The organism is Virgibacillus necropolis (assembly GCF_002224365.1).
Classification (GTDB): Bacteria; Bacillota; Bacilli; order Bacillales; family Amphibacillaceae; genus Virgibacillus_F; species Virgibacillus_F necropolis.
In genome coordinates this window covers 1,519,874-1,539,749 of sequence record NZ_CP022437.1, presented here as the reverse complement: position 1 = coordinate 1,539,749, position 19,876 = coordinate 1,519,874, and the positions used below count along the sequence as shown (strand labels likewise).

Genomic DNA, 19,876 nt, shown 5'->3' with positions numbered 1-19,876 from the left:
AACCAACTCCCCCATATTATTAAAACGACAAGGAACTTATGTTTTCATGTCTGAATTGCGGATTTCTGCTTTTTATCCTAGCACCAAGCCGTCATTTTATTACAGCAAATACAAACAACAACAGTTACTCATTAGTAGTGGAGCTAATTCCAAATAGTAAGAGGTTGACTATATCGTCTGCTAGACTTTCAGGTTCTTTTATTCCTGTAAATAATTTGGTAACAGTAAGACGCTCCATTATCCCTACCAAACTCTCAGCAACAGTACGTAGATCAACATTTGTTTGGAAATAGCCATCTTCCACTTCTTTCGTAAGGTTATCCGTTATTTGAGTAGCTAAATTAACTTTCACTTCTTCCGCTTGTGGTGTGAGAAAGAATCCAATTTTCGTTATATTTGGGTTCTCCACAAAGAAAGAAAATATGGCAGTTAACCCTATTTTAATTTTTTCTGCTAAAGAGCCAATTTCAAGTCCTGATTCGAGACGGCTTTTCTCAACAAAGTTAAATAATTCTGCACGAAATGAATTGACCAATTCCTGAAAAATTGCTTCTTTGCTTTGGAAATATAGGTAAAAGGTAGGTTGTGTTAACTTAGCTTTTTTCACGATCGTACTTACTTTCGTCTCATAATAGCCCTTTTGAGCAAATTCCTCAGCAGCAATATTCAGTAACAAAACCTTACTCTCTTCCCCATTTGATCCTTTTTTTCTTCCTCTTAGACCCATAAATTACAACTCCATGTTATATTTACGAATATATTACTCATTAGTATTATCCTTCAAATAACCTAAGTAAGTCAAGATAAATTTACTGAATAGTAAAAAAGACAAACGAACACTCGGATTTCGAGGGCTCGTTTGTCTTTTTACAAAGCTGTTTTAGCAAAGTCTGTTGCTATTGATATAAAATGCGACGTATAGACTGGGTGTTTTCCGCTACGGACCGTTGCTTTCCGCGGGCACGGCTTCAGCCTCCTCGGAAGAAAACCACTTCCTGCGGGGTCTTCAGACTCGTGCTGTTCCCGCAGGAGTCAACGGTCCTCCGCTCCAAACAACTGCCATAATAGGGGAAATCATGCTCTAATCAATAAATTGGTTACGATCGTTCCGTTATTGGACACCACTGCAGCGGAGGAAAAACACGGAGACTCCTGCGGGAACAGCGAAGACGATGAGACCCCGCAGTGAGCGGTCTTTGCGATCGAGGAGGCTCATCGCGAGCCCGCGGAAAGCGTAGTGTTTTTCCGCAGCGGTCGCAGGTCACCAAACATGATTTTTAGTTACGTCGCATTTTATATCCATTCTCTCAAAAGCAACATTCTTTACGAAAACAGCCTTTAACAATTGCTTAAACAAGCGCAGAAAGTACATAATGATATAACAATTTCTCTGTATTATCTAATGATGTTTCATGTGTACGTTCGAATGCATGAGACGAATCAATTCCAGGCCCAATAAGTCCATGAACAACATCATGGCCTGCATAAATAGCTGCGGATGCATCTGATCCATAGTACGGATAAATATCCAATTTATAACCAATACTGTTTGTCTTTGCTAGTTGAGTAAGGTGCTTGCGTAGGCCATAATGATACGGCCCGCTTGAGTCTTTCACACAAATCGAAACAGTGTATTCATCTGTCGATTGTCCATCCCCCATAGCGCCCATGTCAACTGCTAAGTATTCGACAGTTTCGGGAGTGATATTTGAGTTCCCTCCGTAGCCAATTTCTTCATTATTAGAAATGAGGAAATGAGTTGTATATGGAAGTGTCTTATTCTCCTCTATCAATCTCTTAATTAGTTGCAACAGGATAGCAACACTCGCCTTATCATCTAGATGGCGAGATTTAATAAAGCCGTTTTCTGTTTGTTGGATGCGAGGATCAAACGAAACAAAATCTCCTACCTCGATTCCAAGTGCGCGAATTTCTTTATCATCTTTGACTTTAGCATCAATTCGTACTTCCATGTTTTCTTGATTGCGCTTAGCTTCACTGGCATCCTTATAAACATGGACTGATGTTTGGTGCATCAAAATTGTTCCGGTATAAACTTTTCCATCAGAAGTATGAATTTCGCAGTATTCACCCTCAATGGAGTTATAACCAAACCCGCCAATAAGATCAAGACGAAGCCGGCCATCCTCTTTGACTTCTTTTACCATTGCACCTAGTGTATCAACATGAGCAGTTAACATTCTGTGTTCCTCGCTATTCGTTCCGGGCAATGTTGCGATTAATCCACCTTTACGATTACGTTTGGTTTGTACCTTCAAGTCATTTAGATAATCTTCTACAAATTTAATTACTTTCTCGGTACTTCCAGAAGGACTTGGAATAGAAACCAATTGACTAATAAGATCTTTTGTTTCATTTACATTTGGATATGTACTCAAAAAAATTACCCCTTTCTGATTCATAATTTAATTTTATTTTCATAAAAACCTTATACCAATTCCAAAAACCCTCCCATCAGATCGTCCATCTCTTTTCCAGTTACTGTTCGAAAGTCAATGAGCACTTTGTCATCTTTCACCCTGGTAATAATAGCGGGATTTCCGATTCTTAGTTTTTCTGCCAGTTCATTGGCAGTGAAAATCCGATGAGAAACCGCGGCTACAACGGTTGCAAGCTCAACGTCAGGCATTGTTCCCCCGCCAACCTGCGAGGTGTTTTCCTGGATATCCACCTCATACAGGGCAGAACTTTTATTTATGTATTTTTTAAAAAATTCAGCCTGTCCGTGGATTTCATCTATCGATTTAATAATATCGCGTACAGTTGGAAGCTCATGAATCCTATCTTGTTCAGATAAGTATACTTTCAGCGTTTGCTCTAATGCTGCGAATGTCATTTTATCGACACGAAGTACTCTTGCCAGTTGATGCTTTTTGAGTTTTTGAATAAGTTCTTTTTTACCGGCTATTATTCCTGCCTGTGGTCCACCTAGCAACTTGTCCCCACTGAAAGAAACGAGGTCAACTCCTGATTCCAATACTTCTCTTACTACAGGTTCATCCCCAATACCAAGTTTTTTAAAGTCATATAAGGAACCGCTTCCTAAATCTTCGTAAAAAGTGAGGTTTGGATATAGGCTTTTCAGAGCCATAAGCTCTTTCGTATCTACCGATTCGGTAAAACCAACTGTTTTAAAATTGCTCGTATGCACTTTTAAAATCATGGATGTGCTATCGTTAATCGCATTCTCGTAGTCATAAAAATGTGTTTTGTTCGTTGTTCCGACCTCAACAAGCATAGCACCGCTTTCCTCCATAATAGATGAAATGCGAAATGAACCGCCAATTTCAACAAGCTGCCCCCGAGAAACAATTACCTCTCCCTCATTAGCCAGTGCCCGAAGTATAAGAAATACAGCTGCAGCATTGTTATTGACCACCATTGCCGCTTCAGCACCAGTAACTTTTATTAATAAGTCTTCAATAATATCATGTCTGGAACCGCGTTTGCCTTCCTTAATTCGATACTCTAAATTAGAATAACTGGATGCGACGTCACTAACATGTTTGATTGCATTATCACTCAAGCGCGCCCTTCCCAGGTTCGTATGTAATACGGTGCCCGTTCCGTTAATTACTTTGGTTAAACGAGCTTTTACGAAGGTGTTTATCTTTTCCTCTGTGAAATCTAAAATCATTAGCATAAAATCGTTCTTAGAACATTGATTAGATGGTATATGCCCGTTTAATAGTTGTTCTCGTACATAATCGACGGCTTCCTGGATGATTTCTTTAAGCGGTTCATTTGCTAAATGAGAAGCACTGCTGATTCTCACATATCTTTCATTATTTTGTATTTCATGGACAGGGGGCAGTTCTCGTAGATATTGTTTCATCCTTTTATCCTCCAGACTCTATCAACTAATTCCAAACACGCACATCCTCCTGGCGAGTAGTTATGTTTAACCTATCCAACAACTCCAAAAGCGGGATTAAGTATTTGCGGGAAATTCCAAGAGCATCTTTTGCTTCATTTAATTTAAATGAACTACCTGTTTGTTCCTTCAGGTCAGTTAAAGCACGCTCAACAGCCGATTGATGGATTAGAATATCCTCCGTTAATTGATATACTTGTTTCGTATGAAGCAAATACCCACTTAATTCGTTTGCATCAGCTTCTGACAAAGGGGTTTCTTTGATGTATTCCTTCCATTTTTCGGGTTTAATTCCATCGTCTTCAAGCCTTTTGATAACCTCTTTCATTCTAGTTTCCCATTTTTTCGGTAAATGGGGTTGAAATGAAGATACTGCAATAAATTGACTGGGTTTATACAGAGTATCCTCCGCAATAAGTCTGCTTAAACAATAATCAATAAATGTTTTGGGATAACTTTTTCCTAACAGCTGAATAAGCTCAGCCTTTCCCATTCCCTGGCGCATTGGATATTGTTCCTGATAGCTCTCTAACTCATGAATGATTTCATTTTTTAATTTAGTTAAGGTTCTTGTCAAAGCATATTTGTTACTAGACGGTTCGATAAACATTTCTTTTTCCAAACCAGCAGTGATTGCAGCATCTATTTCCGTTTCATCCAGCGATGTTAATTGGATAAGTTTCTTCTTATCTAATAGTATCTGCTCTGACAGGACATCCTGGATTAAATCTTCTGGTGTGCCTGCTTTTTTAGTTTGAAGCATCTTTATCGTTTTTTCCCCGAAACGATATTTACCACCATTGGGCTGGATAACCCATCCGCCGCCAAGCGTTTCTACTGGTGTTGGCCGCCTTAGGATAAATCGATCTCCACGTCGTATCACAATTTCTTCCTCCAGCCTGATTTGGCAAACTACCTCCTCAGACCCATCTTTCATTTCATTTCGATCAAAGAATACAATTTTACCCAATACTTCTGAAGTTCCTATATACAGTCGAACTGGCGATCGCTGTTTAAGTGGTGATGCTATTTCATCAACAAATTTCATCGTGACATCAATCGTCTTTGACCTCAAAAAATGGTCTGAATTGACTAGCACATCTCCGCGTTGAATGGTTTCTTTGTCTCCACCGCCAAGATTGATTGCTGTCCGCTGCCCTGCTCGAGCCACATCCACTTCCTTGTTATGTACTTGAATTTGTCGAGCTTTTACACGATGGCCCTTTGGCATAATAGTCAGCTGACTTCCTTTTTGAATCATCCCTTCATAGATTGTACCTCTGACAATCGTTCCTTGTCCCTGTACAGTGAACACCTGATCGATTGGCAGTCGAAATGCCCCTTTGGAATTACGTTTCTCAACTGATTTTAATTCAGTGGAAATCACCTTTTTCAACTGAATTATGCCATTCCCTGATAAGCTGTCAACATAGACAAATGGAGCCTGTTCAAAGATAGAACCAGCTAATTCCGATTTTATATCTTCTTCAACAATTTCTAGCAGCTCCTGCTCCACTTGATCCAGCTTTGAAATAGCTACGATACAACGCTCGATACCCAGAAACCCTAAAATTTCTAAATGCTCCTTTGTTTGGGGCATTACGCCTTCGTCTGCTGCAATAACCAAAACAACTAAGTCGATACCAGCAACCCCCGCAATCATTTGCCTGATAAAACGTTCATGTCCGGGTACATCCACAATCGAAGCCTGGACTCCGTTTTCCAGTTCTAAGGGAGCAAACCCTAATTCGATTGATATATTTCTCTCCTTTTCGGCCCTTAAACGATCTGTATCTATATTGGTTAACGCTTTTGTCAACGTTGTTTTTCCGTGATCGATATGGCCAGCCATTCCGATTGTAAAATATGAAGTATCCATCTCCTAATTCCTACTTTCCAGAGCTGTTTTCTTGCTATCAAAAAGAGATTCCGTATATAATTTAAAGTGCGTGTTCAAAAAGCAAGATACCTTTTTGAACAACCTCTTAAAAGTGTTATTATGGGGTTGGATGGGTGACTGGTGTCCCCCTGGGTCTTCAAAACCCTGAGGGGCCTGCGTGCCAGGCTCGGTGGGTTCGATTCCCACACAGTCCCGCCATAAATAAACACTACTTTTTAGAAAACTTGGCTTATCTCCAAGCCATAATGGCGAAAGCCTTAGTTGCCCTTATGCAGTAAGAAAGGATTTATACTTTCTTATCTGCTTAAAAATTGCAACCTCATCGTTTCCTCTTATACTACTATTATTTCAAAAGGATGAGAAGTATTGAAGGTTATATTAGCAACACCTAATTTCCACCAACCACGCGGCAATACTGTCACTGTAAAACGAATAGCTGAAGGACTTGAGAAATTAGGAATTGAAACAGAAGTTATTTCTATGACTGAAGATAACCCAGTTACCGCGCTCCCCTCAGCGGATATAGTACATGGCTTTCATGCCTATCGCTTTTACAAATTCAAGGAACAATTAGATGAAAAGATTACTAACTTTGTCATAACCCTGACCGGCACCGATCTAAACCATGATTTATTTAATGAGAACAAGCGGACTGATGTACTTTCCTGTCTGACCGAAGCAAAGATTATTCATGTTTTTGATAAAGATGCTAAATCTACATTAATAAACGAGCTCCCAAACCTTGAGTCGAAAATAGCTGTGGTTCACCAGGGGACAAGTGAATTTCCAGTAGAAAAGCCAGGAATTAATAAGGAAAAGGATACATTTCTTTTCGTTCTACCAGCCGGCATAAGAAAAGTAAAAAACATCCCTGCTGCAATTAAAATGCTTAATAAGCTACATACCAAGTTTCCAATGATTCGCCTTTGGTTAGTTGGGCCTATAATTGAAGAGGAAGAAGGAAAAATCGTCAAAGATCTCGTTACTGAAAATAAAGATTGGATCAAATATATTGGTCAGGTAGACCATTCTCAAATGGGTACTATTTATAATCAAGCAGATACTATCCTGAACACTTCCCATTCTGAAGGCCAATCCTCTGCTATATTGGAAGGGATGGGACATGGAATACCTGTACTTGTTGCCGGTAACCAGGGTAATCGCAGTATTGTGTCAGATGGTCAAACTGGTTTAGTATATAATACCTCAAATCAATTTCTTGATTATGCGGAGCAAATCATGAATAATATCGAGTTAAGAAAAGAATTGGTAATTGCTGCTAAAAACTATATTTCCAAGACTCATTCTAGCACATATGAAGCTGAGCATTTGCTATCATTATATAAAAGTTCCGTGCAATAAACCGAGCTTACAAAGGAGAGAGAATTATGTCCAAAAAAGAAGAAATTATAAAACTGACTTCTTTATCTACAAAAGGTGGCTGAGGATGCAAAATTGGTCCTGAAGACCTGGCGCAGGTTCTGCGTCATTTACCTAAATCTGTACCCGACCCAAACTTGCTTGTCGGATTAGATACTTCTGACGATGCTGGTGTTTATAAAATTAATGATGATACTGCTTTAGTTCAGACGCTAGACTTTTTCACCCCAATTGTTGATGATCCGTATATGTTTGGTCAGATTGGTGCCGCGAATTCGTTAAGCGATGTATATGCAATGGGTGGAAAGCCAATCACAGCAATGAATATTGTTGCATTTCCAATCAATACCCTGGATAAAAGCATCCTTGCTGAGATTCTCGCTGGAGCAGCTGACAAAATTGCTGAATCTGGTGCAACATTAGTCGGCGGTCATTCAATCGATGATCAAGAACCCAAATTTGGTCTGTCTGTCACAGGAACAGTCCATCCAGATCGTATAAAAGCAAATATCGGTGCTAAGCCTGATGACAGACTTATTCTTACCAAACCAATTGGTGTTGGTATCTTAACAACTGCCATTAAAAAAGACCTGCTATCTAACGATGATTTGGATAAGGTAATGAATGTTATGGCTACTTTAAACAAATATGCTGCGGAAACAATGGAAGGTTACACTGTGAACGCCTGTACGGACGTGACTGGATTTGGTCTGCTTGGCCACGCACTTGAAATTGCTGAGGGAAGCAACGTTGGAATCACTATTAACAGCAAAGACGTTCCTGTTTTACCAAGGGCAAGAGAACTTGCAGAGCAGGACATTATTCCAGGTGGAACGAAAAAGAATCATTCATGGCTTGCAGGTCGAATTGATTATGATGAAAAAGTCGATAACCTTGATCAACTCATTCTTTGTGATGCTGTTACTTCTGGCGGACTACTAATATCAGTACCTGAATCCGAGGCAGATACTTTACAGGAGGCATTACAAACCAACAATGTTGAATCTGCAATTATCGGAGTGGTTACTAGTAATAATTCAGGCAGGCTTACAGTAATCTAACAGAAAGAAAGGACTACAACTATGAAGGTTCTTGTGACCGGCGGCAAAGGTTTTATAGGCAGACCTGTTGTTGCTGCATTATTGGCTGCGGATTATGAGGTTGCCATCATCGACTATCGGACTGATTCACCAAATATCCCAAACACCAGGTGTCATTCTGTTGATATTTGCAATGATAAGGAAGTTGATCAGGTTTTCAATATGGAACGACCAGAATACGTTATCCACCTTGCAGCTCAGGTTAATGTAAATAATTCATTAGAAAACCCGGGATTTGATGCAAAATCTAATATCTTGGGTACAATTAACATTCTCGAATGCTGCAGGAAATATAATGTCCAAAAAATCATATATGCCTCAACAGCAGCCGTTTATGGTGAACCGATTTATTTAGGGATTGACGAGGAACATCCAGTGGAACCGATATCTTTTTATGGTTTATCCAAACTTTCTGCTGAACGGTACATACTATCTTTTTCAAAGTTATATCAAATGAAGTTTACCATTTTGCGGTATTCTAACGTCTATGGACCAACTTCCAGCCATAAAGAGACAGACGATGTAATTTCTCTATTCCATAATCGTCTTTTAGAAAACAAGGCACCTATTATTTATGGTGATGGAAATCAAACTAGAGATTACATTTATGTAAGCGACGTAGCTGACGCAAATCTGGCAGCGATTAAACAGGCAGACAACCAAATTTTAAACATCAGCACGAATAAGCCTACTACATTAAACGAATTAGTGGCATTGTTAAGTCATTTTACAGATAAAAAAAACCCGCCTCAATATGTTGATAACCGAGACGGTGATATCATTCATAGTTATTTAGACAATACAAAAGCATTAAGCCAGCTAGACTGGAAAATTAATTATCCACTAGAATCAGGATTAGGTACTTTCTATACAAATCAAAACCGAGGTGAGTAGAAATGAAAAAATGGTTTCTTTTATTTTTCGTGATTGCTTTAACTTTAACACTAGCGGCATGCGGGAATTCAGGTGAAGATACAGGCAAGGAGTCTGCTGAAACGTCTGAAGAAAAACCGTTTACGATTGGAGTAATCCCTGCCCAGACTGAGGGCGCAATTGATAAAGCAATGAAAAAGCTGCAAACAATTTTGTCAGAAGAGCTAGACCGAGATGTTTCTGTTGAGGTCTATCCAGATTATAATGGAGTAGTTGAAGCAATGAATTACGACAAAATTGATATGGCCTACTTTGGTCCTTTGACCTATGTCGTTGCTCATGAAAAAAGTGGCGCCCAGGCTATCATCACCCAATTAATTGACGGGGAACCTTTTTATCACTCCTATATTATTACACATGCTGATAATCCATGGACTTCTTTAGAAGATCTATTGAAAAAACCGGAGAAGATTAATTTTGCATTCGGTGATCCAAGTTCTACATCAGGTTCCTTAATCCCAGGAATTGAGCTTGAGGACAGAGGTGTTTATGAATCTGAAAATAAATACAAACTAGGCTCCGTTCGATTTACAGGTTCGCATGATGCAACGGCCTTAGCTGTTCAAAATAAGCAAGTGGACGCTGGAGCGATTGACAGTGCAATTTATAATCAATTAGTCGAGTCAGGTAAAATAGATGGGGATCAAATCAAAATTATTTGGAAATCAGATAAACTCTTCCAGTATCCTTGGGCAGTTCACAAAGATACAGATGAAGAAACCATTAAAAAGCTTCAAGAGGCATTCTTAGCTATTGAAGATAAAGATATTTTAAACGCTTTTGGTGCATCAGGGTTCACAAAAGCAACGAACGAAGATTATGAATTCATCAGGAAAGCAGCAATTAAACAGGGAATTATTAACGAATAGGGCTGATTACAGTGTGGTTCAAACGCCGCAGTATTTTTACTGTTATTTTGTTAACCCTCTTACTTTTTTTCAGTATGAGACTAACAGAATTCGACTTATCTAAGTTTAAAGATTTTCGTAACATGATCCATTTTTTATCACAATGGTTTCCAATGGATACTTCTAACTTGTCAGGAATCTTACAGGACAGTTTATTAACGTTTGCTATGGCCTTCTTAGGAAGTTTTTTGGGTTTACTTATCGCCCTTCCTATTAGTTTTATTGCAGCGTGGAATACTGCACCATCTAAATTTCTTTATCATATAACGAGATTTGTATTAAGCTTTGTTCGCTCCATTCCGGAAATCGTTTTTGGCTTAGTACTGTTAACAACGCTGGGACTCGGGCCATTCCCAGCTGTTCTGGCTATTATGCTCCACAATATTGGCGTTCTAGGAAAGTTGATCGGCGAGCTAATCGAAGCATCAGACCCTGGACCACAAGAAGCAATGAAGGCTGTTGGAGGGAAAAAATGGTTTGCTAATTTGTTTAGCATCCTCCCTCAGATTTGGCCAAATGTGTTGTCCAATTATTTTTATCGATTTGAAGTTGCGGTTCGAACCTCACTAATATTAGGATTCATCGGTGGCGGCGGAATAGGTCAGCGCTTATTCAATGATTTTAAAACGTTCCAATACTCATCCGTTTCACTAGATGTTTTCATCATAATGATTATGGTGATCGCTATTGACTTATTTGGCAGTTATGTACGAAAAAAGGTTATTTAAGTGCATGTTCAAAAAAACCTGATGTCACCAGGTCCAATTCGAAAATTAAATAACAAAAAGTTAACTTCATTTCCGATATAAAATGCGACGTAAGCGTTAGTTGATTTCCGCTGCGGGCAGTCGCTTTCCGCGGGCGGCTGGTGAGCCTCCTCGTGCTGTCGCACTGCGGGGTCTCACCTATGCCTATCCTCCCGCAGGAGTCGACTGCCCTCCGCTCCAATCAACTGCCATAAATTGAAGGTTATCTTATAATAAAAGCAACCAGTGATCAAGTAAATTGAAATTGTTAAGCACAAACCCAGTGAAGGAAATCCACGTAGACTCCTGCGGGAAAGCGAAGACGATGAGACCCCGCAGTGAGTGGTTTTCTCACGAGGAGGCTCATCGCGAGCCCGCGGAAAGCGAAGTGGATTTCCGGAACGGTTGTCCAACCACCAAACAAAGTACTTACGTCGCATTTTATACAACTGCGTATCTTTCAAATAATACATTAACCTTTTTTAAATCCGATAATAGATCGATTTTATACTTTTTTATCTTTTCAAAAAGTAAGCAAATTAGAAACAAGAAGTTCAAGGCGCGAATATTTTGAGGACCAGAACGTATGCTTTTAATACGTGAGGACCGGAAAAACTGAGGATCGAAGAAATTCGCCGTTTATCATTTGGTGACTTTTTGAAGAACCTCTTTAAGGCGGGATTCATTTGCTAGAGCTGAAAAACTTATCTGTACGATATCAAGGTAACCTGCAGGATGCACTTTCAACTATTAACCTGTCATTTACTCAAGGTGAATTCGTTTGTATACTCGGAAAAAGCGGTGCAGGCAAGTCAACGCTGGTCCGGTGTATCAATGGTCTGCAAAAACCAACTGACGGAGAAATAATTTGGGGTTCCTCCACATTATCTCAAATGAACGAGGAACAGCTAAGAAAAGTACGCAAAGAAATGGGAATGATTTTCCAACATTTTAATTTAGTACCCCGTCTATCTGTCTTACAAAATGTTATGACCGGAATGTTTGGTTACCGTCATACCTTTAAAAACCTGGTTGGATGGTTTACCAAGGAAGAAATCGATCAGGCAAAACAAGTGATTGCAGATGTCGGACTATCTGACATGATTGATCGGAAGGTTGAGCGTCTAAGCGGTGGACAAAAACAACGAGTAGGAATTGCCCGATCTATTTTGCAGAATCCGAAATTACTACTCGGTGATGAGCCAGTCTCCAGTCTTGACCCTGGTACATCGATCCATATTTTCAATCTGCTCACTGAAATGCATCAACGTCATGGGCTGCTGACTATTATTAATGTACATGATGTTGAATTAGCTAAGAGATATGCAACGCGCATATTGGCACTGAAAGACGGTGAAGTGAGCTTCGATGGGAAACCTGAGGACTTCGATGAAAAAGAATACGATAATACGTATGTATCATCGTCAAATCCAGTTACCATCTAATGAACTTAATTTATGGGGTGATTTTTAATGATGAAAAGTCCATGAGTGGTCGATAACTCACGGGTCGTGTACGACTCCACAGATTCGAATATCGCCACTAAAGCTCAAAAGAAAAGCCAGAAGTCGATTGTACTCACGTTTGACGATGGCCCAAGCAGGGTACTCCCCGCCATTTTGGATGTGTTAAAAGAGGAGAATGTTCCGGCCACATTTTTTTGGCAATCGCGACTGTTGTACCCTGAAAGACCTTGGGAAAGAGTACTAGATGAAGGGCACTTAATTGGCACGCACTCAACGAAGCACCTTAATCTTGTTAAACAGCCGTACGAAAAACAGTATCAAGATATTAGAAATAGCGTTAGCAAGATTGAAGCAATTACAGGTAACAAAGTAACGTATTTCCGTCCTCCATTTGGTCAATACAACAATGATACAATCAAAGCTGTGAAAAAACTGAATTTGACACCAATTCTATGGAGAGTAGCCTCGATGGATTGGGAATTAAAGGAGCATCCGGAACAAATCATTTCAAATGTAGTCGATAATTTGGAAGATGGCGCAATCATCTTATTACATGAGCTTACACAAACAGTAGGAATTTTACCTGCTTTACTAAAAGCTATTAAGGAAAAAGGCTATGTTTTGGCCAACTTGGAGATTGACTAAAAAAACACAAAAGGCATAGGGATTTACTCCTGTGCCTTTTGTGTTTTTATTGTTAAGATTGAGCGAATTCCTTCACTCTTTCTTCAGGTACAAACCCAACTGAACGGTCTGCCTCTTTTCCATCCTTAATCAAAACCATGGTCGGAATACTTTGTACACCAAATTCACCGGCTAAATCGGATGACTCGTCTACATCCACATAATAAAATTCAACAGTATCAAGCTCTTCAGCTACTTCAGAGACCACCGGCCTCAACATACGACAGCCTGGTCACCAGTCTGCTCCAAATTCAAGAACAAGCGGTTTGCTCGTAGTGTCTTTTAATTTTACATATTCCTCTAATGTAATGGTTTTAGCCATGCTGTAATCCTCCTTTAATTTCATTACTTATAATTCCACTATTTTAGTTTATTATTTATTTTTTAGTATCAGAGAAAGTACCAGGTATAACACAGCCCTCTGGTCCACAAATTAACTCGTCTTTTAATTGTGCTTCCTCAGCCTTTTCCTTTTCTAATTGCTTTTGTTGCCAATCAGTATCAATGGTCGGAGAAAACTTCTCAGGATATCGAATGTACCAACGTTGTTTGCGAATTAAGAAGTTATCAGTATCCAGAAGTAACGCTTCATCGAGTTCTTTCAAAGCATCTTCCTTTTTACCATTATTGGCATATTCCATTCCTAATTTATACTTTGTTTGAGCAAGCATGGTTTCTACATTACTTGCTGCACCAACTGGATTGTAATATTGATCATCCAACTCTATCTTTTCTACCTCACCAAAAATTAATTTTCTTACGGATTCAACATGTTCATCATTTGTCACTTGAAAACCCTGTTTAATAAGGCGAATGGTCCCATTCTTGTCGATGAAAATACCATTAGGAACAATCTTAAAACCAAATAAATTAGCAAGCTTATTTTCAGTATCGACAACTGTTGTAAAAGGCATATCCTGTGCGTATGGTTTAGCTACCTCCGCCCCCTGGATATCAACAGATACGGATAAAAGTTCAAAGTTCTCGTTTTTATATTTCTGATAAAATTCCTGCCATCCAGGCAGTTGATCCCTACAACGTCACCACGAAGCCCACATAAAAATTAACGTGTTTTTCCCACGGTAGTCACTGATGGATACTTTATTGCCGTTTAAATCTGAAAGTTTAACTTCCTGGATTTTTTGTAATAGCATTTTATCCCACCTTTCACCGTTAGTATACTCCTTCCTAATTTCCTAACACAAACAATTGGTTTTAAGTTTAATGAAAATTCGTTGTTTGTATAAAAACCAAGTCCTTGGTTTGGAAATAATATGTATCTTGATTTGTCATGATTGGAGCATTTATTTCATAGAGTAAGGTGATTCATTTATTTTTCACTATATGAAGTTTGGAAAAAAACGGGTAAGAAATAATTATTTTAAAGGAGGAGAGAAATGGATTCTAAGAATGATACCAGCAACCTCCCTGCACCTAAAGGCATGATTTACGTTTATGACCCATCGCCACTTAATTGGTTGTATGTGCTTTTTAATTCCATGGAAGAGTTAGTTAGGGCAGATCCGCTTGGACGGGTTATTCCCAACCTTGCTAAAAAAGCAAATTGGGTGAATGACCTTACACTTGAACTACCTTTGCAAAAAGGCGTTGTATTCCAGGATGGTGGGCCTTTCACAGCGCGGACTGTCCAAAACAGCTTTAACCAATTGCATCAATGGGCTGCACCTCATCCTCCAGGTACCTGGCTGAATCTGCCTGAAGAAACAACACTTGAAACGGTGGATAACTATACGGTACGTTTTCACTTTCCGTATCCCTCTGGCTTAGCGAAGGCCAAATTACGTGCCGTGCATATGGCAAATAATTTATTTTTTAATAAACTTGGGTTTGGCTATGTTACCCAAGGTAGCGGCGAGGGACATTGGTGAGTACTCGACGCACCTGGCCCGTGGGGCACGGGACCATTCAAATTAGCTGAAGGATACTCATCCATTATTAATGAGATTGCAATCATGGATAGAACACCACTTACATCTACGTGGCTAACAAAGCATGAACTTCGCACGCCAAGGGTTATTCTTGACGCATTCCAAGACTATTGGAATGCTGAACGCGTGCCACGACTCGAACGTGTTGTTTTTCGAAATGATCTTACGAAACAAAAAGCACTTGATTTATGCTTGTCTACAGAGGGCAATGTTGACATTGTGACAAATGTTCCGCCAAACCAGGCAGATCGAGTTCAATCTTCTTCCTTTGCTGATCTTGTAAGGGTAAAAGGGAACGAAATCATTGCAGGTGTATTTAATCGTTTTAATATAGACGTTGATTTCGATAGTAGGCAATTAAGGTTAGCAATCAATCTCGCGGTAAATCGCGTGAAGTTGGTTTCAGAAGGTTTTAACGGCTATGCAGACATTGTCCCCGCCTTAACACCACCATGGGCTTTTGATTTCCCTGAAGGACTAGAAGCCATTCCGCATTTACCTGAGGAAGCTAGAAGACTCTTTCCGGAATCAGCTTGGCCAAAAGGAAGACCACTCGTATTAGCTACAACGACAGACTATAAAAAAATGACCTACCTCATTGCGGATGATTTGAAGAAAGCATTGAATATTGAGGTTAATGTGTTCATCATACCTGATAATCAACGCATAGAATGGATGACTATTCTAGCCGAAAAGAAACTCACTCCAAATTGGGATATTCTTATCACATCGGCTAGTGCACTATTTTTAGAAGGGACACCCGCTTTTTTCCACCGTGAATTTTTTGGAAAAGACGGTGCGCTTCGTGCAAGTGCAATTCCACCCGAGTTCAGTCGTCTGTATACAAGGATGACCGCTCAAACAGAGCGGGAACAATTATTAAAGGCAGCTGAAGATATCGACCGTTACGTCTATAATGAAGTGCTTGCACTATTTCTCGTTTCTCCCGAAAGTCTTTATGCCGTCAATAAACAAGTTGACTTCGAACCCTATAGGACCACACTAGAATTTGCTGAAACAAGCGTTACGAATCAGCATTGGTCCCGGATGTAAATGAGCATGAAGAATATCAAGCCTAACTTCTCTTTTTATTAAAGGGAAATTGGGCTTGTTTTATTCGGGGGAAATGCGCTTCAAGTTTATACAAGATTCCTCCCCCTCTTCCTTGACTAATTAAGTCTTTATACCATTTGATTGTTCTGTTGAATTAAGTCTAAAAGTTCTTCTGGGACGAGCCGTGACTTCCCATTTCGGAATTCAGGCAAAGCGATCCAAAGAGCCTTAAACGTTGTTCCATTATCTTCTTTTCCTATAAACGAACCTTTTTCATAGATTGAGCCATCAACAAACCTTGCATCATATACCTGAACTATTTCATGTCCAATATCGCCGCTAAAGGTAAAAAGGTTTTCAATAGTTCCTATGTAGTGGAGATCGCAAATAGTAGCATCAATTTCTTCATCTACCTCTCTAATTAACGCATCTGAACTTTTTTCTCCAAATTCAATACCACCACCGATTGGACGATAAAAATAATCCTTCTTTACTGGGTCATAGCCTTCAGCAACTAGAATGGAATCATCTTTTTGAAAGATACAAATAACTAATGGCCGTATTATTCCTTTTCTCACACGAATCCCCCCTATATTAAATTTATTGGCAAACACCCAAAGGATTTCCGTCAGGGTCATAGAATGAAAAGTATCGTGTCGTTCCTTCTCCACCAATTGGATTTACTTTTACACCCCGTTCTGTTAAAAGTCGATAAGTCTCATCCAGGTCTTTTGGGATAAAGTTATAATATTGACCAACTCCGAAGTTATTCTCAGGAAACTTCATAGGTTGATGGTTAACGGTTCTTACAAGACACACCACAGTTTGCGACGCTTCTGCAATCTTCATAACTGCAGCTTCTTTTTCACTATAGGTAAGTTTAAATCCTAATATTTCTTCATACCAGTCAGCTGATATTTCTGGGTCTTTTACTGCGATAAATACACCTTCCATGCCCTTTAATAATGGTTGTGACATGCTATTCCCTCATTTCACCATCTATTATTCTTTTTTTGCACAAGACCAAAGCCAATTCCAGTAGGGTCTACTAAGTATGCAAGATAAAAATCATCAAATTCCATTTTATCTCGAACAACCAAGGCACCATTATTTATTGCTTCAGAAATCGTTTCATCGATTGAATCAATTTCAAGTTGTATACGCGTGCCATTTGGGTAATCCTGGGGGCCTTTTCCAATTCCTCCATTTATTCCGAGCTTTTCTTCTTTCCCTGTTTTGACACCCCAGAAGTCCCAATTCGGTTCGGAAACTTCCCAACCAAAAACCTTAGCATAAAATTTAGCCGCTTTTTCCGGCTCCTGACTACTTAATTCAAATCCAATAACTCTTCCCATTCTGATCCCTACTCTCCAATAAATTTTTCTATACTTCTCTCCTTAAGTAAATTCAAGATAACAAGTCATATTCCTGCAAGAAATTTCAAACATTCAGCAGATTACAGCCATATTTTTGAGCCTGGACACTCGAAGAATTTGATCAAATAAAGCAGTTAGTGAGTCAAATTAAATGCTGGTTGTATAATCCGATAAGTAGTTCGAAAGGTTCCTAAATTATAATGAAAGACGCTACATATACAGTAGGTAGCGCCTATTTTGTCAATTAATTTATTTTCTTTTTATCTTTGCTTAGCACTTCAACCCTGTACGGATCACCCTGCACTGCTTTTGAAGCAGCTTCCGTTTCAATAAAGTTATCGATTGTATCTTCAATCTTGTTACCAAGCTCTTGGGCATCTGAATCTGTAGAATGAATAGATGTTCTTATTTCAATTCTCAATGGTAAAGGATAGAAAGAATACCCCTCTCCAATAACCTTATATTCTTCTTTAGCCAATAATCCCTCAAAAATCGTATTAATTACTGGCATCCATCTGCTTTCTTGGGCTCTTCTTTCCATATTGATTTCATTTACTTTGATTGGAAATTCCCCTAAGTCCTTCTCCTGGACGACTTGATGGATCAATTCTTTTATTTCCTCAACTCGCGATTCAGTATCTGGGATATCCAAAGTAATGAACTCCTCAAACTTATTGTTCCTTATACCATAACTTAAAACTTTGTAATCATGTTTTTCGAGTGACTGTCGAATTGCAGTAAGTAATATATCGCTTTCTTCCATCCTTTTCTTTGTTTCTTCACTTACATCGGGAACGAATGGCTTATACTTATCAACCTTCAAGTTGTAAGCATCATAATGTTTTGATTGTAGAATATCCTTTGCAATATCTTTTATTTCATCTTTAACATCTTCATAGTACTCATCTGATCCATCAACAGATATCGTCATTGTTTTATTTTTAACACGGAAACTTACTCCGCTAATCTTGTAACCCTTATCTCTTAGTTCCTCAGAAACAGTCGACACTGCGGGCTCCGATTCAAAAATTGTGCTTAGAAAAGGCACCTTTGCCAGCACGCTCGCCATTGATGGGAAAATAAATGCTGAGCCAAACAATAACCCAAACAACAAAACAGCAGCACTTCCGAAATAAGTGAACTTCTTTCCAATACTCCACTTTTTCTTCTTTTTTCCTGTGGAATTATGTCCCTCTTTCTCCATTTTAGCTTTCTCAACTCCCAATTTGGCTCTATTATGTAATTCATCTGGGATTTCAATCTTCTCAAGCTCTTGTTTGATTTTATTGTTCATACATATCAACCCTCCTAACCTGTTTCCGAAGCTTTGCTAATGCTCGATATATGACTGATTTCACTGAACCTGACGGTAACCCTTCCAATTCTGAAATTTCATCGAAGGTATAGCCGCAGTAATATTTAAGGAACACTAGATTCTTTTCTTTCTCATTCAATGATTCAATCAAATCCTGCAATGATAATGAAAGGGGTATATCATCGTCACTTGAACCGATAAACTCTGCGTGTTCGGGATTCAGGTACGTTACTTTCTTGTTTTTTCTTAACAAGTCAGTCGCATAGCCTATCGCTATTTTTATTAACCATGATTTTAGATACTCGGGGTTTTTCAGTGTGCTTATTTTTTTAAATGAACGATATGCAGTTTCCTGAACAACATCAAGCGCGTCATGTTTATTTTTCACATACAGATATGCCATTCTATATAGATCCTTTTCATACGCTTGAAACAGTGCCAAAAAGGCTTTATCATCACCTTTTTGAGCTTTATAAACTAATTCAATAATGTCCCTCACCTTCATTTCTTTAAATGATGTATATCTATTAGACGATCACATTTCTTATTTAGCTTCATTTTCAAAAAAAATAATATAGAAATCAGGAAAGCGTTACGTAACCCTCCACTCGAATTTTAGATGAGGATTTCGTAACGCTTTCGCTTATCAATAGCGGGATTATGATGGAAAAACTCTAGTTAATTGAAGATTGATAGTAGCAAGTTGTACACCGAATGGATAATAATTACAGCCCATAAAGAATTTGTTTTCTTATATATAAATCCAAATACAGCACCAATAATAAAAACTATTACTATTGAAACGATAAAAAGGAAAGTAATAAAATGAAATATAGCCAAATATAATTTTTATTTAATTTACTTTCTATCGAAAAAACCCCCTCAACCACCTAATCCTACATATTTATAACTTCAACTTTTACATCGAAATATCCTGCTTATTGCACAATCTGATGCTATCGTAGAACTACTATACTGCACCTTTGAGCTACCGAAACGAAAATAATAAAAATGAATAGAGTGAAACAAGTGTAAAATATTTCTTGTGTTAATTGACTTCAAGCCTCTAACCGTGCTATCTTTTTGATGGTATTAACAATAAACGCAAAGATTTAAAGGAGAATCGTTCTGATGTAAATCAAAAATCCCTGATTATAATAAATAAACGTAA

22 protein-coding genes and 1 tRNA gene are annotated in these 19,876 nt (G+C 38.7%); 10 read left to right on the top strand and 13 right to left on the bottom strand.

The window, feature by feature from the left end; translation table 11 throughout:
* Positions 1 to 124: 124 nt before the first annotated feature.
* The 4 genes from CFK40_RS07105 to selB form a co-directional block, all read right to left on the bottom strand.
* Positions 125 to 727 (bottom strand): TetR/AcrR family transcriptional regulator, encoded by a 603-nt coding sequence (locus tag CFK40_RS07105; RefSeq protein WP_089531648.1) that lies wholly within the window; start codon positions 725 to 727, stop codon positions 125 to 127.
* Between the two features lie 622 nt (positions 728 to 1,349).
* Positions 1,350 to 2,423, bottom strand: a complete 1,074-nt coding sequence (locus tag CFK40_RS07100; protein WP_089531647.1) for a M42 family metallopeptidase — start codon at positions 2,421 to 2,423, stop codon at positions 1,350 to 1,352.
* Positions 2,424 to 2,449: 26 nt separating this feature from the next.
* The gene (selA, locus tag CFK40_RS07095; protein ID WP_089531646.1) at positions 2,450 to 3,856 is read right to left on the bottom strand and encodes an L-seryl-tRNA(Sec) selenium transferase; all 1,407 of its coding nucleotides are present in this window, start codon (positions 3,854 to 3,856) and stop codon (positions 2,450 to 2,452) included.
* A gap of 25 nt (positions 3,857 to 3,881) precedes the next feature.
* Positions 3,882 to 5,774, bottom strand: a complete 1,893-nt coding sequence (gene selB / locus CFK40_RS07090) for a selenocysteine-specific translation elongation factor (protein WP_089531645.1) — start codon at positions 5,772 to 5,774, stop codon at positions 3,882 to 3,884.
* A 122-nt stretch (positions 5,775 to 5,896) separates the two neighbouring features.
* Between selB and CFK40_RS20740 the strand changes: the two genes are divergently transcribed.
* The 8 genes from CFK40_RS20740 (at position 5,897) to CFK40_RS07055 (ending at position 12,973) form a co-directional block, all read left to right on the top strand.
* Positions 5,897 to 5,993 (top strand) — tRNA-Sec (locus CFK40_RS20740).
* A 168-nt stretch (positions 5,994 to 6,161) separates the two neighbouring features.
* Entirely contained in the window at positions 6,162 to 7,157 is a 996-nt protein-coding gene (locus tag CFK40_RS07085; RefSeq protein ID WP_152640109.1) for a glycosyltransferase family 4 protein, read from the top strand.
* A 26-nt stretch (positions 7,158 to 7,183) separates the two neighbouring features.
* Positions 7,184 to 8,236, top strand: coding sequence for a selenide, water dikinase SelD (gene selD, locus CFK40_RS07080; protein WP_152640108.1), 1,053 nt, complete (start codon positions 7,184 to 7,186; stop codon positions 8,234 to 8,236).
* A 21-nt stretch (positions 8,237 to 8,257) separates the two neighbouring features.
* Entirely contained in the window at positions 8,258 to 9,169 is a 912-nt protein-coding gene (locus CFK40_RS07075; RefSeq protein ID WP_089531643.1) for an NAD-dependent epimerase/dehydratase family protein, read from the top strand.
* 2 nt (positions 9,170 to 9,171) lie between these two features.
* The gene (gene phnD, locus CFK40_RS07070; RefSeq protein WP_089531642.1) at positions 9,172 to 10,077 is read left to right on the top strand and encodes a phosphate/phosphite/phosphonate ABC transporter substrate-binding protein; all 906 of its coding nucleotides are present in this window, start codon (positions 9,172 to 9,174) and stop codon (positions 10,075 to 10,077) included.
* A gap of 74 nt (positions 10,078 to 10,151) precedes the next feature.
* Positions 10,152 to 10,844: a phosphonate ABC transporter, permease protein PhnE gene (phnE, locus tag CFK40_RS07065; protein ID WP_405196586.1), complete on the top strand. Its 693-nt coding sequence runs from the start codon at positions 10,152 to 10,154 to the stop codon at positions 10,842 to 10,844.
* A gap of 704 nt (positions 10,845 to 11,548) precedes the next feature.
* The gene (phnC, locus tag CFK40_RS07060; RefSeq protein ID WP_089531640.1) at positions 11,549 to 12,307 is read left to right on the top strand and encodes a phosphonate ABC transporter ATP-binding protein; all 759 of its coding nucleotides are present in this window, start codon (positions 11,549 to 11,551) and stop codon (positions 12,305 to 12,307) included.
* Positions 12,308 to 12,352: 45 nt separating this feature from the next.
* Complete coding sequence (locus tag CFK40_RS07055; protein WP_227001887.1) at positions 12,353 to 12,973, top strand: polysaccharide deacetylase family protein; 621 nt, start codon at positions 12,353 to 12,355, stop codon at positions 12,971 to 12,973.
* Between the two features lie 52 nt (positions 12,974 to 13,025).
* Here the strand turns inward: CFK40_RS07055 and CFK40_RS07050 are convergent, their stop codons facing one another.
* From CFK40_RS07050 to CFK40_RS21635, 3 genes are all read right to left on the bottom strand, one after another.
* Positions 13,026 to 13,232 carry a thioredoxin family protein gene (locus tag CFK40_RS07050; protein ID WP_089531639.1) on the bottom strand — a complete coding sequence of 69 codons (207 nt, stop codon included), beginning with the start codon at positions 13,230 to 13,232 and terminating at the stop codon, positions 13,026 to 13,028.
* A gap of 157 nt (positions 13,233 to 13,389) precedes the next feature.
* Positions 13,390 to 14,037, bottom strand: a complete 648-nt coding sequence (locus tag CFK40_RS07045; RefSeq protein ID WP_089531638.1) for a peroxiredoxin family protein — start codon at positions 14,035 to 14,037, stop codon at positions 13,390 to 13,392.
* Positions 14,038 to 14,052: 15 nt separating this feature from the next.
* A complete protein-coding gene (locus tag CFK40_RS21635) occupies positions 14,053 to 14,166 on the bottom strand; it encodes a peroxiredoxin family protein (protein ID WP_152640107.1) in 114 nt (37 codons plus the stop codon).
* 243 nt (positions 14,167 to 14,409) lie between these two features.
* Here CFK40_RS21635 and CFK40_RS21785 point away from each other — a divergent pair, with 243 nt between their 5' ends.
* A complete protein-coding gene (locus tag CFK40_RS21785) occupies positions 14,410 to 14,901 on the top strand; it encodes an ABC transporter substrate-binding protein (protein WP_089531637.1) in 492 nt (163 codons plus the stop codon).
* An 84-nt stretch (positions 14,902 to 14,985) separates the two neighbouring features.
* The gene (locus CFK40_RS21780) at positions 14,986 to 16,014 is read left to right on the top strand and encodes an ABC transporter substrate-binding protein (RefSeq protein ID WP_405196575.1); all 1,029 of its coding nucleotides are present in this window, start codon (positions 14,986 to 14,988) and stop codon (positions 16,012 to 16,014) included.
* 128 nt (positions 16,015 to 16,142) lie between these two features.
* Here CFK40_RS21780 and CFK40_RS07030 read toward each other — a convergent pair whose 3' ends face one another.
* From CFK40_RS07030 to CFK40_RS21775, 6 genes are all read right to left on the bottom strand, one after another.
* Entirely contained in the window at positions 16,143 to 16,592 is a 450-nt protein-coding gene (locus CFK40_RS07030) for an NUDIX hydrolase (protein ID WP_089531636.1), read from the bottom strand.
* Between the two features lie 22 nt (positions 16,593 to 16,614).
* Positions 16,615 to 16,992, bottom strand: coding sequence for a VOC family protein (locus CFK40_RS07025; RefSeq protein WP_089531635.1), 378 nt, complete (start codon positions 16,990 to 16,992; stop codon positions 16,615 to 16,617).
* Between the two features lie 14 nt (positions 16,993 to 17,006).
* The gene (locus tag CFK40_RS07020) at positions 17,007 to 17,369 is read right to left on the bottom strand and encodes a VOC family protein (RefSeq protein WP_089531634.1); all 363 of its coding nucleotides are present in this window, start codon (positions 17,367 to 17,369) and stop codon (positions 17,007 to 17,009) included.
* Positions 17,370 to 17,634: 265 nt separating this feature from the next.
* Positions 17,635 to 18,684, bottom strand: a complete 1,050-nt coding sequence (locus tag CFK40_RS07015) for a DUF4030 domain-containing protein (protein WP_089531633.1) — start codon at positions 18,682 to 18,684, stop codon at positions 17,635 to 17,637.
* Complete coding sequence (locus CFK40_RS07010; protein WP_089531632.1) at positions 18,674 to 19,210, bottom strand: sigma-70 family RNA polymerase sigma factor; 537 nt, start codon at positions 19,208 to 19,210, stop codon at positions 18,674 to 18,676. Before CFK40_RS07010 ends, CFK40_RS07015 begins: the two co-directional genes overlap by 11 nt.
* A 173-nt stretch (positions 19,211 to 19,383) precedes the next feature.
* Positions 19,384 to 19,545, bottom strand: a complete 162-nt coding sequence (locus CFK40_RS21775; protein ID WP_089531631.1) for a CPBP family glutamic-type intramembrane protease — start codon at positions 19,543 to 19,545, stop codon at positions 19,384 to 19,386.
* Positions 19,546 to 19,876 lie beyond the last annotated feature (331 nt).

What these genes read in the sequence shown, in the direction of transcription:
- CFK40_RS21780 (WP_405196575.1), top strand. Translation starts at nt 14,986, where the DNA reads ATGGATAGAACACCACTTACATCTACGTGGCTAACAAAGCATGAACTT.
- CFK40_RS07105 (WP_089531648.1), bottom strand. Translation starts at nt 727, where the DNA reads ATGGGTCTAAGAGGAAGAAAAAAAGGATCAAATGGGGAAGAGAGTAAG.
- CFK40_RS21785 (WP_089531637.1), top strand. Translation starts at nt 14,410, where the DNA reads ATGGATTCTAAGAATGATACCAGCAACCTCCCTGCACCTAAAGGCATG.
- selB (WP_089531645.1), bottom strand. Translation starts at nt 5,774, where the DNA reads ATGGATACTTCATATTTTACAATCGGAATGGCTGGCCATATCGATCAC.
- CFK40_RS07025 (WP_089531635.1), bottom strand. Translation starts at nt 16,992, where the DNA reads ATGTCACAACCATTATTAAAGGGCATGGAAGGTGTATTTATCGCAGTA.
- CFK40_RS07075 (WP_089531643.1), top strand. Translation starts at nt 8,258, where the DNA reads ATGAAGGTTCTTGTGACCGGCGGCAAAGGTTTTATAGGCAGACCTGTT.
- CFK40_RS07050 (WP_089531639.1), bottom strand. Translation starts at nt 13,232, where the DNA reads ATGTTGAGGCCGGTGGTCTCTGAAGTAGCTGAAGAGCTTGATACTGTT.
- phnD (WP_089531642.1), top strand. Translation starts at nt 9,172, where the DNA reads ATGAAAAAATGGTTTCTTTTATTTTTCGTGATTGCTTTAACTTTAACA.
- CFK40_RS07015 (WP_089531633.1), bottom strand. Translation starts at nt 18,684, where the DNA reads ATGAACAATAAAATCAAACAAGAGCTTGAGAAGATTGAAATCCCAGAT.
- phnE (WP_405196586.1), top strand. Translation starts at nt 10,152, where the DNA reads ATGAGACTAACAGAATTCGACTTATCTAAGTTTAAAGATTTTCGTAAC.
- selA (WP_089531646.1), bottom strand. Translation starts at nt 3,856, where the DNA reads ATGAAACAATATCTACGAGAACTGCCCCCTGTCCATGAAATACAAAAT.
- CFK40_RS07020 (WP_089531634.1), bottom strand. Translation starts at nt 17,369, where the DNA reads ATGGGAAGAGTTATTGGATTTGAATTAAGTAGTCAGGAGCCGGAAAAA.
- CFK40_RS07100 (WP_089531647.1), bottom strand. Translation starts at nt 2,423, where the DNA reads ATGAATCAGAAAGGGGTAATTTTTTTGAGTACATATCCAAATGTAAAT.
- CFK40_RS07010 (WP_089531632.1), bottom strand. Translation starts at nt 19,210, where the DNA reads ATGAAGGTGAGGGACATTATTGAATTAGTTTATAAAGCTCAAAAAGGT.
- CFK40_RS21635 (WP_152640107.1), bottom strand. Translation starts at nt 14,166, where the DNA reads ATGCTATTACAAAAAATCCAGGAAGTTAAACTTTCAGATTTAAACGGC.